This window comes from Nocardioides seonyuensis, from assembly GCF_004683965.1.
Lineage (GTDB): Bacteria > Actinomycetota > Actinomycetes > Propionibacteriales > Nocardioidaceae > Nocardioides > Nocardioides seonyuensis.
This window is the reverse complement of the sequence record NZ_CP038436.1, coordinates 173282-185566: the sequence shown is the minus strand read 5'-3', so window position 1 is coordinate 185566 and position 12285 is coordinate 173282. Positions and strand designations below refer to the sequence as shown.

The 12285-nt window shown below is 70.9% G+C and carries 15 protein-coding genes; 14 read left to right on the top strand and 1 reads right to left on the bottom strand.

Annotation, left to right across the window (positions count from 1 at the left end):
- Nucleotides 1–15: 15 nt before the first annotated feature.
- From rpsP to EXE58_RS00855, 12 genes are all read left to right on the top strand, one after another.
- Nucleotides 16–546, top strand: coding sequence for a 30S ribosomal protein S16 (rpsP, locus tag EXE58_RS00910; protein ID WP_135266145.1), 531 nt, complete (start codon nucleotides 16–18; stop codon nucleotides 544–546).
- A gap of 5 nt (nucleotides 547–551) precedes the next feature.
- Entirely contained in the window at nucleotides 552–794 is a 243-nt protein-coding gene (locus EXE58_RS00905; RefSeq protein ID WP_135269356.1) for an RNA-binding protein, read from the top strand.
- 86 nt (nucleotides 795–880) lie between these two features.
- A complete protein-coding gene (gene rimM / locus EXE58_RS00900; protein ID WP_244242366.1) occupies nucleotides 881–1438 on the top strand; it encodes a ribosome maturation factor RimM in 558 nt (185 codons plus the stop codon).
- A complete protein-coding gene (gene trmD, locus EXE58_RS00895) occupies nucleotides 1435–2607 on the top strand; it encodes a tRNA (guanosine(37)-N1)-methyltransferase TrmD (RefSeq protein WP_135266144.1) in 1173 nt (390 codons plus the stop codon). The genes rimM and trmD overlap by 4 nt, the downstream gene beginning before the upstream one ends.
- Before the next feature lie 193 nt (nucleotides 2608–2800).
- Nucleotides 2801–3151, top strand: a complete 351-nt coding sequence (rplS, locus tag EXE58_RS00890; RefSeq protein ID WP_135266143.1) for a 50S ribosomal protein L19 — start codon at nucleotides 2801–2803, stop codon at nucleotides 3149–3151.
- A gap of 30 nt (nucleotides 3152–3181) precedes the next feature.
- Entirely contained in the window at nucleotides 3182–3964 is a 783-nt protein-coding gene (lepB, locus tag EXE58_RS00885) for a signal peptidase I (RefSeq protein WP_135266142.1), read from the top strand.
- Nucleotides 3965–3992: 28 nt separating this feature from the next.
- Nucleotides 3993–4691 (top strand): ribonuclease HII, encoded by a 699-nt coding sequence (locus tag EXE58_RS00880; RefSeq protein ID WP_208544091.1) that lies wholly within the window; start codon nucleotides 3993–3995, stop codon nucleotides 4689–4691.
- Nucleotides 4688–4996, top strand: a complete 309-nt coding sequence (locus tag EXE58_RS00875) for a DUF2469 domain-containing protein (protein WP_135266140.1) — start codon at nucleotides 4688–4690, stop codon at nucleotides 4994–4996. Before EXE58_RS00880 ends, EXE58_RS00875 begins: the two co-directional genes overlap by 4 nt.
- A 138-nt stretch (nucleotides 4997–5134) precedes the next feature.
- Nucleotides 5135–5548, top strand: a complete 414-nt coding sequence (locus EXE58_RS00870) for a YraN family protein (protein WP_341869524.1) — start codon at nucleotides 5135–5137, stop codon at nucleotides 5546–5548.
- Nucleotides 5548–7164 (top strand): YifB family Mg chelatase-like AAA ATPase, encoded by a 1617-nt coding sequence (locus EXE58_RS00865; RefSeq protein WP_135266139.1) that lies wholly within the window; start codon nucleotides 5548–5550, stop codon nucleotides 7162–7164. Before EXE58_RS00870 ends, EXE58_RS00865 begins: the two co-directional genes overlap by 1 nt.
- On the top strand, nucleotides 7161–8297 hold the full coding sequence (gene dprA, locus EXE58_RS00860) for a DNA-processing protein DprA (RefSeq protein WP_167288597.1): 1137 nt from the start codon (nucleotides 7161–7163) through the stop codon (nucleotides 8295–8297). The genes EXE58_RS00865 and dprA overlap by 4 nt, the downstream gene beginning before the upstream one ends.
- A 65-nt stretch (nucleotides 8298–8362) precedes the next feature.
- Nucleotides 8363–9262, top strand: coding sequence for a tyrosine recombinase XerC (locus tag EXE58_RS00855; RefSeq protein WP_135269353.1), 900 nt, complete (start codon nucleotides 8363–8365; stop codon nucleotides 9260–9262).
- Here EXE58_RS00855 and EXE58_RS00850 read toward each other — a convergent pair.
- The gene (locus EXE58_RS00850; protein WP_135266137.1) at nucleotides 9210–9824 is read right to left on the bottom strand and encodes a murein hydrolase activator EnvC family protein; all 615 of its coding nucleotides are present in this window, start codon (nucleotides 9822–9824) and stop codon (nucleotides 9210–9212) included. The two genes, EXE58_RS00855 and EXE58_RS00850, sit on opposite strands and share 53 nt — an antisense overlap.
- A 428-nt stretch (nucleotides 9825–10252) precedes the next feature.
- Here EXE58_RS00850 and rpsB point away from each other — a divergent pair, with 428 nt between their 5' ends.
- On the top strand, nucleotides 10253–11455 hold the full coding sequence (rpsB, locus tag EXE58_RS00845) for a 30S ribosomal protein S2, sunset domain variant (protein WP_167288595.1): 1203 nt from the start codon (nucleotides 10253–10255) through the stop codon (nucleotides 11453–11455).
- Nucleotides 11456–11462: 7 nt separating this feature from the next.
- A complete protein-coding gene (tsf, locus tag EXE58_RS00840; RefSeq protein ID WP_135266136.1) occupies nucleotides 11463–12275 on the top strand; it encodes a translation elongation factor Ts in 813 nt (270 codons plus the stop codon).
- The last annotated feature ends 10 nt before the right edge of the window (nucleotides 12276–12285 follow it).

Below are 12285 nucleotides of genomic sequence, written 5' to 3'. Positions count from 1 at the left end.
GGAGACACCACAAACGTGGCCGTCAAGATCCGTTTGAAGCGCCTGGGCAAGATCCGGGTCCCGCAGTACCGCATCGTCGTCGTCGACTCCCGCAAGAAGCGCGACGGCAAGGTCCTCGAGGAGATCGGCAAGTACCACCCCAAGGAGGAGCCCTCGTTCATCGAGGTCACCTCCGAGCGGGCGCAGTACTGGCTCGGCGTGGGCGCACAGCCCTCCGAGGCCGTCGAGGCCATCCTCAAGATCACCGGCGACTGGCAGAAGTTCAAGGGCCTGCCGGGCACCGAGGGCACGCTCAAGGTCAAGGAGCCCAAGCGCTCCAAGCTCGACATCTTCAACGAGGCGCTGAAGGAGGCCGCCAGCGAGCCCAAGGGCGCTGCGGTCACCAAGAAGTCCTCGAAGAAGGCCGAGGAGAAGACCGAGGAGGCGGCTCCGGCTGCCGAGTCGGCTCCTGAGGTCCCCGCGTCGGAGACTCCTGAGGGCGCCGCCGAGCAGGCCGAGGCGGCCGAGACCGTCACCGCCGAGGACGCCGGCAAGAGCGAGGCGTGAGCGACGTGCTCCCCGACGCCCTCGAGCACCTCGTGCGCGGCGTGGTCGACAACCCCGACGACGTCGTCGTGCGCGACAAGCAGCTGCGTCGCGGGTCGATCCTCGAGGTTCGTGTGCACCCCGACGACCTCGGCAAGGTGATCGGCCGCAACGGCCGGACAGCCACGGCGTTCCGCACCGTGATCTCGGCCCTGGCAGGTCGCGGCGGTGCGCGGATCGACTTCGTCGACACCGACCGCCGCCGGTAGCCGCCGGTCCACCGGACCGCACAGCGTCATCCGAACGGACGTCACCCCGCACAGGGGTGGCGTCCGTTCGTCATTACGCTTGCAGCGTGAGTGAGGACATCGAGCTGGTGGTCGGTCGGATCGGCAAGCCGCACGGGGTGCGAGGAGAGGTCACCGTCGACGTCCGCACAGACGAGCCCGAGCGCCGTTTCGCGCCCGGCACGACCCTGCGCGCCGCACCTCCGGCCGGTGCGGACCGCCGTCCTGCGACGCTCACCGTGACCAGGTCACGCTGGCACCAGCAGACCCTGCTCGTCACGTTCGAGGAGCTCACCGATCGCAACGCCGCCGAGGCCGCGCGCGGCACGGTCCTGCACGCCACGGTGCCGGCCGACGAGCAGCCGGAGGACCCCGACGAGTACTACGACCACCAGCTCGTGGGGCTCGCGGCCGAGGACACCGACGGGACCCCGCTGGGGGAGGTGACCGCCGTGGTCCACGGCGCCGCCCAGGACCTCCTCCGCATCAGGACCACCGACGGGCGCGACGCCCTGGTGCCGTTCGTGGCAGCGCTCGTGCCGGAGGTCGACGTCGCCGGCGGGCGGGTCGTCGTCGCCGACAGGCCCGGGCTGGTCGCTCCGTTCGCGGACGAGGCCGGCTCGTGAGGATCGACGTCATCACGATCTTTCCCGACTACCTGGCGCCGCTCTCGCTGAGCCTCCCGGGCAAGGCACGGGACAAGGGGCTGCTCGACCTGCGCGTCCACGACCTCCGCGACTGGACCCAGGACCGCCACCGGACCGTCGATGACACCCCCTACGGCGGTGGTGCCGGCATGGTGATGAAGCCCGAGCCGTGGGGGGATGCCCTCGACGCGATCGCCGCCGGGGCGACGATCATCTTCACCACGCCCAGCGGGGAGCCGTTCTCCCAGGGGTTGGCCCAGGAGCTCAGCAAGCGCGAGCACCTGGTCCTCGCGTGCGGACGCTACGAGGGAATCGACCAGCGGGTGGTCGACCACGCCGCCACCGTGGGTGAGGTGCGTGAGGTGTCGCTCGGCGACTACGTCCTCAACGGTGGAGAGGTCGCGGCGCTCGCCATCACCGAGGCCGTGGTGCGCCTGCTTCCCGGCTTCATGGGTAACGCCGAGTCACTGGTCGAGGAGTCCCACGAGGACGGTCTGCTGGAGTACCCCGTCTACACCAAGCCCGCCTCCTGGCGTGGACGCGAGGTTCCCGAGGTGCTGCTCTCCGGCGACCACGGGAGGATCGCGACGTGGCGCCACGACCAGCGCGTGCGTCGTACTGCTGCCCGTCGCCCCGACCTCGTGGCTGCGGTGGCAGCGACCGGCGCCCTGTCCGACCTCGAGGTGCGCCGTGCGGTCCCGGCCGACGCCGGCGAGATCTACACGCTGCAGCGTGCGTGCTGGTTGCAGGAGCTGGAGGCCAACCCGGGGGTCACCATCCCTGCGCTCGAGGAGAGCCTCGAGGACGTACGCCGTGGGCTCGCCGAGTGGGCGACCTACGTCGCGCGCGACCCCGCATCCGGTCGCCTCGTCGGCGGGGTCCGCGGGCGCGTCGACCACGGCGAGTGGGACATCGGACGGATCATGGTCGCCCCAGACCTGCAGGGCCGGGGGCTGGGCCGAGACCTCCTCGCCCTCATCGAGGACGTCGCGCCGCCCGAGGCGACGGGATTCGTCCTCTTCACGGGCACGGGGTCGCAGCAGAACATCCGCATGTACAAGAGGGCCGGCTACCGGTTGCGTCCTGACCGGCCCGCACCCACGGGAGCCGTGGTCCTCACCAAGCGTCGGATTTCGCCGCGGACGTGAGCCTCTGGCAGACTTGCTCCTTGGTCCATCTGGTCAGGGACGTCCGGAAGTCATCACTCGTGGTGACATCACGCCGGAGTCCTGCCGCAACGCGCCTGCCACAGGGGGAGCGGCGGCAGACCACCTCGATGGCCGGCCTGCACCGACATCCACGATTCCGCGACTGACCTGTGGCGCTCGCGAGGAGCACATCATGACCAATGCCATCACCGAGCTCGGCAACGCCCACAAGCGCGACGACGTCCCGGCCTTCCGCGCCGGTGACACCGTCAAGGTCCACGTGAAGGTCGTCGAGGGCAGCCGCTCGCGCGTCCAGGTCTTCCAGGGAGTGGTGATCCGGGTCCACGGCTCGGGCGTCGGGCGCACCTTCACCGTCCGCAAGGTCTCCTTCGGCGTCGGCGTCGAGCGCACCTTCCCGCTGAACTCCCCGATCTTCGAGTCGATCGAGGTCGTGACCCGCGGCGACGTGCGTCGAGCCAAGCTCTACTACCTCCGCAACCTGCGCGGCAAGGCGGCCAAGATCAAGGAGCGCCGCGAGGCCTGAGATCCACCAGTCACTGGTTACTCTCTGCCCGTGACTTCCGACGACGACCGCGTCTCCTCCGCTGATCCGACCGAGGAGGCGCGGTCGTCGCACTCCCGGCACAAGCGCAAGCCACTGCCCCTGTGGCAGGAGACGATCCTGCTCCTGGGCGTCGCCCTGGTGCTCGCGCTCGTCGTCAAGACGTTCTTCATCCAGGCGTTCTACATCCCCTCGGAGTCGATGGAGCCGGGCCTGGTCGTCGACGACCGGATCCTCGTGCAGAAGGTCTCCTACTGGGGCGGTGGCGAGCCCGAGCGTGGCGACGTCGTGGTCTTCGAGGACCCGGGCGGTTGGCTCTCGGGGGTGGGCGCCGAGCCGGCGACGCCGATGATCAAGGTGATGACCAAGCTCGGTCTCTACCCGACGGGTGGGCACCTCGTGAAGCGCGTCATCGGAGTCGCGGGCGACACGATCGAGTGCTGTGACGACCAGGGTCGCCTGCTCGTCAACGGTGAGCCTCTCGACGAGGACGACTACGTCCAGCGGGCTGGCGTGACCTGCAACGGACCCATGGTCAACGGCTGCGACAAGGACTGGACCGCCGGCCCGGTTCCTGACGGCCACGTCTTCGTGATGGGCGACAACCGGGCGCGCTCGGCCGACTCCTCCGAGCACATGTGCACTGACCGGGAGACCGACTGCGTCCCGGGCGACGAGTTCGTCCGGGCCGACTCGGTCGTGGGCAAGGTCTTCGTGCTGCTCTGGCCCGCCGACAGGTTCACCTGGAAGACACGTCCCGAGACCTTCGAGGACGTTCCCGACGCGAAGTCGTGAGGTCACGGTGACACATCTTCCGGAGGGGATGACCGTCCGCCGCGATGCGGGCCTCTACGGCTACGAACGCGCGTTGCGCCGCGCCGGGCTCGACCCGATCGCCGGCGTGGACGAGGCGGGCCGAGGTGCCTGCGCCGGCCCCCTGGTGGCCGGTGCTGTCGTGCTGCCACCGGGCAAGGCCGGCATCGTCCCGGGCCTGGCCGACTCCAAGCTGCTCACCGAGAAGGCCCGGGAGCGGGTCTACGCCCAGGTCGTGCGCCGCGCCCTGGCCTGGTCGGTCGTGGTGATCGACAGCGAGGAGTGCGACCGTCTCGGCATGCACGTCGCCAACGTCGAGGCCCTGCGCCGCGCGGTGGCGCGGCTGGACACGCGACCCGCCTACGTCCTGACCGACGGGTTCCCCGTCGACGGGCTCGAGGTCCCGGGACTGGCCGTGTGGAAGGGGGACCGTGTCGCCGCCTGCATCGCCGCGGCGTCAGTGGTCGCCAAGGTCACTCGCGACCGGATCATGTGCGAGCTCGACGACGCCTGGCCGTCCTACGACTTCCGGACCCACAAGGGCTACATCACCGAGACCCACTCGGCCGCGCTGACCCAGCACGGTCCCTCGCCCGTCCACCGCATGAGGTTCGTGAACGTCCGCCGGGCGGCGGGCCTGGTCGATAGTGTCGGGAGCGGTCCTGCGCCGGGGCCGATGGCAGCGCACGCCGAGACGGAGGACGCATGAGTGCCGAGGACCTCGAGAAGTACGAGACCGAGATGGAGCTCACCCTCTACCGCGAGTACCGCGACGTCGTCGGCATCTTCAAGTACGTCGTCGAGACAGACCGCCGCTTCTACCTGTGCAACCAGGTGGACGTGAAGGCGCGGGCCGAGAGCGGAGACGTGTTCTTCGAGGTCTCCATGGCCGACGCCTGGGTCTGGGACATGTACCGCCCTGCGCGTTTCGCCAAGAACGTGAAGGTCCTGACGTTCAAGGACGTCAACGTCGAGGAGCTGGCCGACCAGGACATCGACCCCCCCAAGCCCTGACGCGCGGGGCGGATCGCGGGCCCGTTCCCGTCCACAGCTGCCCTACACACCCGGTCGTCCACAGGTCCCGCTCCGCACGGACGTGGGACGTCGGCGGCTGGCGCTGTGCTGGTGCCTCCCTACCAAGGAGACCGCACCGTGACAGCCACCGCTCCGAACTCGTCCACACCGCCTTCCCTGGCCGTCTCGCCGGCTGCGCTGCACAAGCGCCGCCTCGGCGCCTACGGCGAGAACATCGCAGCCCGGCACCTGTGTCGCGGCGGCATGGTCCTGCTCGACCGCAACTGGCGCTGCGACGCCGGCGAGATCGACCTGGTCCTGCGCGAGGGTCCGATCCTGGTCATCTGCGAGGTCAAGACCCGCACGTCCCTCGCCTACGGCTCGCCCCTGGAGGCCGTCGACGTGCGCAAGGCCGACCGCTTGCGCCGCCTGGGAGCGAGGTGGCTGCAGGCGCACCGGGTCCATCCCGACGACGTCCGGATCGACATGGTCGGTGTCCTCGTGCCACCGCGGGGCGAGATCGAGGTCGAGCACGTCCGCGGGATCGGCTGATGGCCTTCGCCACGGCACACACCATGGCCCTCCGCGGCGCCGAGGGCCACCTCATCGACGTCCAGGTGGACGTGTCGCCCGGCCTGGTCGGCACCACCTTGGTGGGCCGGGCCGACAAGAGCCTGAGCGAGGCGCGTGACCGCGTGCGGATGGCGATCAACAACAACTGCGGGAGCTGGCCGGCGACCAAGCGGGTGACCATCCTGCTGGCACCCGCCGACCTGCCGAAGTCCGGGACCCACCTGGACCTCGCCATCGCCTTGGCCGTCAAGGCGGCCGACACCGACCCCAAGGGTGCCGTGCCCTTCGGTCCCGACCTCCTTGCGGGGAGCCTGTTCATCGGCGAGCTCTCCGTCTCCGGGGGGCTCCGACCGGTGCAGGGGGTCCTGCCGATGGTCATGGCCGCGGCGTCGCACGGGATCACCCGCGTCTTCGTCCCCGAGCCGCAGGCCCACGAGGCCGCGCTGGTGCCGGGCGTCACCGTCTTCGGCATGCGCTCACTCGCGCAGGTCGTGGCTCAGCTCCAGGGGGAGGAGGTCCCCGACGCTCCGCCTGTGGCCAGCCCGTCGGCAAGCCGCCTGGCCTCGTGGCGCGGCGAGGACCGCATGTCTGAGCTCGACTTCGTCGACCTCGACGGTCTGGCGGAGGTGCGCTATGCCGTGGAGGTGGCCGCGGCGGGCGGTCACCCGGTGATGTTGATGGGCCCACGTGGCAGCGGCAAGACCTCGGTGGCGGAGCGGATCCCCTCGATCCTGCCTGACCTGACCGTCGAGCAGTCGCTCGAGGTGAGTGCGTTGCACTCGGTGGCGGGCACCCTGCAGGGCCGGGGGCTGGTCCGTCGCCCGCCGTGGTTCGCACCCCACCACGGTGCGTCGGGCGCCAGCGTCCTGGGCGGGGGCTCAGGTCGCGTCCGACCCGGCCAGGTGAGCCTCGCGCACCACGGCGTGCTCTTCCTCGACGAGTTCGCCCACTTCCGCGCCGACGTCGTCGAGGCGCTGCGCCAGCCACTGGAGTCGGGCGAGGTCACGATCGCGCGGGGCGAGGAGAGCGCCACCTATCCAGCGCGCAGCCTCGTCGTGCTGGCAGCCAACCCGTGCCCCTGCGGCAACTACTACGCCGGCGGCGGTGCTCTCCTCGACCCGTGCGAGTGTCCCGAGACGGCCCGGCGACACTACGGGCGCAAGCTGTCAGGTCCGGTGGTCGACCGCGTCGACATCTGGATGGAGGTCGCTCCTCAGGGGGCCCACCACGGCCGTGACCCGCTGCGGCCCCCGGAGCCGTCGGCGGCCATCCGAGCACGCGTCGCACGGGCCCGCGAGGTCCAGGCCCAGCGCTACTCCGGGCGCAGCTGGCAGCTCAACTCCGCGGTGCCGGGCCCTGTGCTCACGAGGGAGTGGCCGGTCGTGCCGTCGGCGCAGGCGCTCATGGACGAGGCGCTCAGCACGGGAGAGATCACCCGGAGGGGACTGACCCGGGTCCACCGACTCGCGTGGACGGTCGCCGACTGCGACGGCGTCGAGCAGCCCGGCGACGACGAGGTCCGCACAGCACTCGCACTCCGCGCGACCGACGCGGTCCACCCGTTGCCGGCCAGGATCTTGAGGAGGGCCTCGTGACGCCCTTGGTTCCGCCTTCGGAGAGTGAGCGACTGGCCCGCGTGGTCCTGAGCCGCGCGGCCGAGCCGGGTGACCTCACCGTCGCCTCGCTGGTGCTGCAGCTCGGCGCCGTCGGCGCAGTCCAGGCACAGCTCGAGCCCAAGGCCGACAGCCAGCTCCACCGACGGCTGGAGGAGGTCGACCCGGCTCGCGAGCTCGAGCAGGCCCAGACATTGGGCATCCGCTTCGTGGTGCCTGGTGACCCCGAATGGCCGCTCCAGCTCGACGACCTCACCCACGGCAGGCTCGACTGGCTGGGGATGGGCGGTCCCCCGATCGGCCTGTGGGTCAAGGGGCCGATGCCCCTGACCGAGCTCGCCGAGTCTGTCGCGGTGGTCGGGTCCCGCTCAGCCACCACCTATGGCACCACCGTCGCCAACGACATCTCCGCGGTCGTCGCACGCGCCGGGCTCGCGGTCGTCTCGGGGGCCGCCTTCGGCATCGACGAGGCGGCTCACCGGGGCGCGGTGGCGGCTGGCGGTGCAACGGTGGCTGTCCTCGCCTGCGGGGTCGACCGTGCCTATCCCGCGGAGCATCGTGCGCTCCTCGCCCACCTGGCCAGCCACTGTGCGGTGGTCTCGGAGTCTCCACCGGGAGCCTCCGTCACCCGGTTGAGGTTCCTGACCCGCAACCGGCTGATCGCCGCACTCACCCAGGGCACGGTGCTGGTCGAGGCGGCCATCCGCAGCGGCGCACTCAACACCGCCAGCTGGGCGCACGAGCTCAATCGTGTCGTGATGGGTGTCCCGGGCCCCATCACCGTCGCCCAGTCGCAGGGAGTGCACGAATGGATCCGCAGCGGGGGTGCGACCCTCGTGGCCAACGGCCACCACGTGCTCGAGCAGGTGGGTGCCGCGGGGGAGCACCTGCTCGAGGTTCCGCGTGAGGAGCCCAAGGCCCGCGATCGGCTCAGCGCGACCGACCAGAGGGTGCTGGAGGCAGTGCCGCTCGTGCAGCCCGCCGACGTGACCTCCATCGCCCGCGTCGCGAGGGCTCACGTGCGCGACGTCGACTCTGCGCTGCGGCGGCTGGAGCGCACGGGTTTCGTCCTGCGGGTCGAGCAACGCTGGCGGCAGTCGGTTGCGGTGTCCTGACCCGCCGGCGGCCTACCATCGTGGCTGTGACGGAGCAGCCGGAGGTCGACGTCCTCCCGGAGCCGATGGCTCGGGTGCTCGCCGACTACGAGCGTCACCTCTCCTCCGAGCGCGACCTGAGCTCCCACACGGTCCGTGCCTACCGCGGTGACCTGCTCAGCCTGCTCGAGCACGCCTCGCGCCTGGGCATGCACGGGGTCGACGAGCTCGACCTGCGCACCCTGCGCAGCTGGCTGGCCAAGCAGCAGACCATGGGCAAGAGCCGCACCACCTTGGCTCGACGAGCCACCGCGGCCCGCGTGTTCACGGCGTGGCTGGCAAGGACCGGGCGGATCGCGTCCGACCCAGGGGCCGCGCTCGGCTCGCCCAAGCGTCACAAGTCCCTGCCCCCCGTGCTGCGTGCCGACGAGGCCGCGGAGCTGATCCGGGCCGCGACCGACCTGGCCGACGACGGGAGCCCGGTGGGGTTGCGCGACGTGGCGATGCTCGAGCTCCTCTACGCCACCGGGATCCGGGTCGGCGAGCTGGTCGGGCTCGACGTCGACGACATCGACGGGGAGCGCCGGGTCGTGCGCGTCCTCGGCAAGGGGCGCAAGGAGCGGTCAGCTCCCTACGGGACGCCGGCGAGCAGGGCCCTGGACCGATGGCTGCGCCTGGGCCGGCCGGCACTCGTGGCCGAGGGGGCCGGTCCCGCGCTCTTCCTGGGCGCTCGCGGACGCCGCATCGACCCCCGCGCCGTACGCGAGCTGGTGCACCGCCGCGTCGCTCAGGTTCCGGGTGCCCCCGACATCGGACCCCACGGACTCCGTCACACCGCGGCGACCCATCTGCTGGAGGGGGGAGCCGACCTGCGCTCGGTGCAGGAGCTGCTCGGCCACGCCTCGCTGGCCACGACCCAGCTCTACACCCACGTCACCACGGACCGCCTGCGGCAGGCCTATCGCCAGGCTCATCCGCGCGCCTGACTGCCTGGGCGATCCACGGGTGCCAGGAGTCCAGCACCGACCGCCACGGATCACCGCCGGCGTCCGGCGCGACCGGGGTGTCCCGCCAGAGCGGGAGGAGGCGCACCGCGTGACCGCCGACGAGGACGAGCGGGTCGAGGTACTCGTCTCCCTCGCGCAGCCCCCAGTGCAGGCACGCGGCGGGAAAGCAGTGGCTCGACGTCAGCGCAAGTCTCCCGACCGGGTCGCCGGCGGCCACGTGGTCACCCGCCTTGGCGGTGCCGACCACCGGCTCGTAGGTCGTGCGCCGTGCACCGTGGCGGACGGTGACCACGGGCTTGCCGGCGATCGTGCCCACGAATGCGACCGTGCCGTCGAGAGCGCTGCGCACGACCTGTCCCGCCGTGCCCGCGAGGTCGACGCCGCGGTGGCCGGCACCCCACGTCTCCTCGGGAGGGGCGAAGTGGGCCAGCACCGTGGGCTCGGGGTCCAGCGGCCAGACCCCCTGGTCCTCCGGGGAGGAGAGGGCGGCTGGCGGCAGCGCAGCCAGCACCACACTCGTCAGCAAGCTTGCGAGGGTCATCGCCCCAGTGTCGTGAGTGCCGCTCGGGCGGGGGACCGCCTGTCGTCGTGCCTGGGGACGGGTGTCGTGCCACGCGGGCTGTGGACGCCCACCGGCCCGCGATCACGGGGGAGCGCGCGATTCGCGCACGGGAAGGGCGTGGGCCTAGGATTGTCCTCGCAGTCCACCGGACTGACTTCGCACGCACACAGACCGCGACGGGATGCAGCCTGGTCCCGACCGCCCGCGGGCGTCGATCCTCAGTTCCGACCCGTCCTCGCCGATGGGATCGGATCGGGTCGCGCGTGAGCGTCAGGGCCGAGGGCACCCGCCCGAGGCAGCAACTGAAAACAACCCCGGAGCACGCTCCCGGCTCGCCCTGACTCAAGGGCGAGCGCTCGGCCACGCGGTCGACGAGGGCAGCGCCTCCGCCTCACCAGGAGATACACATGGCAGTCGTCACCATGCGCCAGCTGCTCGAGAGCGGCGTCCACTTCGGTCACCAGACCCGTCGCTGGAACCCCAAGATGAAGCGCTTCATCATGACCGAGCGCAACGGCATCTACATCATCGACCTGCAGCAGTCGCTCGCCTACATCGACCGGTCCTTCGCCTTCGTGAAGGAGACCGTCGCCAAGGGTGGCGTCGTGATGTTCGTCGGCACCAAGAAGCAGGCCCAGGAGGCCATCGCGGAGCAGGCCACCCGCGTCGGCATGCCCTACGTCAACCAGCGTTGGCTCGGCGGCATGCTCACCAACTTCCAGACGGTGCACCAGCGGATCAACCGCCTCAAGGAGCTCGACGAGATCGACTTCGACGACGTCGCGGGCTCCAACCGCACCAAGAAGGAACTGCTCCAGATGAAGCGCGAGCGCGACAAGCTCGACAAGACCCTGGGCGGCATCCGTGAGATGTCGAAGGTTCCTTCCGCGGTCTGGATCGTCGACACCAACAAGGAGCACCTTGCCGTCGAGGAGGCGCGCAAGCTGCACATCCCGATCATCGGCATCCTCGACTCCAACTGCGACCCCGACCACGTCGACTACCCGATCCCGGGCAACGACGACGCCATCCGCGCCGTGGGCCTGCTGACCCGTGTGGTCGCCGACGCCGTCGCCGAGGGCCTGATCGCCCGCTCCGGGGGCAAGAACGCCTCCGCCGAGGGCACCGCGCAGGAGCCGCTCGCCGAGTGGGAGCGTGAGCTGCTCGAGGGCGACGCCGAGAAGGTCGCCGTCGAGGCGACCGGTGGCGACGCCACCGCCGAGGCCCCCGCCGCCGAGTCGACCGGTGCGGCCACCGAGGCCCCCGCCGCCGACGCTGCCGCTGCTGCCGCGACCGAGGTCCCCGCCGAGGCTGCCGCCACCGACGAGGCCGCCACCGAGGTCCCGGCCGCCGAGGCTGCCGCCACCGACGAGGCCGCCACCGAGGTCAAGCCCCTGGCCGCGACCGAGGGCGAGTTCGCCGACTCCGCGGCTCCTCTCGAGGACGGCACGGCGCCTGAGGGCTTCGAGATCAAGGGCAACAAGGGCTCCATGAAGTTCCACGCCCCCTCCAGCCCCTGGTACGACCGCACCAACGCCGAGGTCTGGTTCAAGTCGGCCGAGGCCGCCGAGGCTGCTGGATTCGTCAACGCCGAGCAGAAGAAGGACTGATCAGACCATGTCGAACTTCACCGCCGCCGACGTCAAGAAGCTCCGTGAGCTGACGCAGGCCGGGATGATGGACTGCAAGAAGGCGCTCACCGAGGCCGACGGCGACTTCGACAAGGCCGTCGAGCTGCTTCGCGTCAAGGGTGCCGCCAAGGCCGCCGCCCGCGGTGCCGAGCGCGAGACCGCTGCCGGTCTCGTCGCCACCGCCGGCAACGCGCTGGTCGAGCTCAAGAGCGAGACCGACTTCGTGGCCAAGAACGAGGACTTCATCGCCAAGGCACAGCAGATCGCCGAGGTGGCCGACGCCGTCAAGGCGGCCGACACCGAGGCCCTGAAGGCCGCTGAGCTCGACGGCAAGACCGTCGGCGCGGTGGTCGAGGACCTGGCCATCACCATCGGCGAGAAGATCGAGCTGGGCGACGTCGCCTACTTCGAGGGCAACACCGTCACCTACATGCACAAGCGTGCCGCCGACCTGCCTCCGGCCGTGGGCGTGCTGGTGGAGTTCGAGGGTGACGAGGCTGCCGCCCGCGCCGCCGCGATGCAGATCGCGGCGATGAAGGCCCAGTACCTCACCCGTGACGAGGTGCCTGCCGACGTCGTGGCGCAGGAGCGCTCGATCGCCGAGCAGAAGACCCGCGAGGAGGGCAAGCCCGAGCAGGCGATCGCCAAGATCGTCGAGGGACGCCTGGGCGGCTTCTTCAAGGAGATCGTCCTGCTCGAGCAGGAGTCGGTCACCGAGTCCAAGAAGTCGGTCAAGGCCGTGCTCGACGAGGCCGGCACCACCGTGAAGCGCTTCGCGCGCTTCGAGGTCGGCGCCTGACCGCGAGTCA

Excerpts from the sequence above, each read along its gene's own strand:
- rplS (WP_135266143.1), top strand. The coding sequence starts at position 2,801 with ATGACCAATGCCATCACCGAGCTCGGCAACGCCCACAAGCGCGACGAC.
- EXE58_RS00880 (WP_208544091.1), top strand. The coding sequence starts at position 3,993 with ATGACCGTCCGCCGCGATGCGGGCCTCTACGGCTACGAACGCGCGTTG.
- EXE58_RS00875 (WP_135266140.1), top strand. The coding sequence starts at position 4,688 with ATGAGTGCCGAGGACCTCGAGAAGTACGAGACCGAGATGGAGCTCACC.
- EXE58_RS00865 (WP_135266139.1), top strand. The coding sequence starts at position 5,548 with ATGGCCTTCGCCACGGCACACACCATGGCCCTCCGCGGCGCCGAGGGC.
- EXE58_RS00855 (WP_135269353.1), top strand. The coding sequence starts at position 8,363 with ATGGCTCGGGTGCTCGCCGACTACGAGCGTCACCTCTCCTCCGAGCGC.
- EXE58_RS00850 (WP_135266137.1), bottom strand. The coding sequence starts at position 9,824 with ATGACCCTCGCAAGCTTGCTGACGAGTGTGGTGCTGGCTGCGCTGCCG.
- rpsB (WP_167288595.1), top strand. The coding sequence starts at position 10,253 with ATGGCAGTCGTCACCATGCGCCAGCTGCTCGAGAGCGGCGTCCACTTC.
- tsf (WP_135266136.1), top strand. The coding sequence starts at position 11,463 with ATGTCGAACTTCACCGCCGCCGACGTCAAGAAGCTCCGTGAGCTGACG.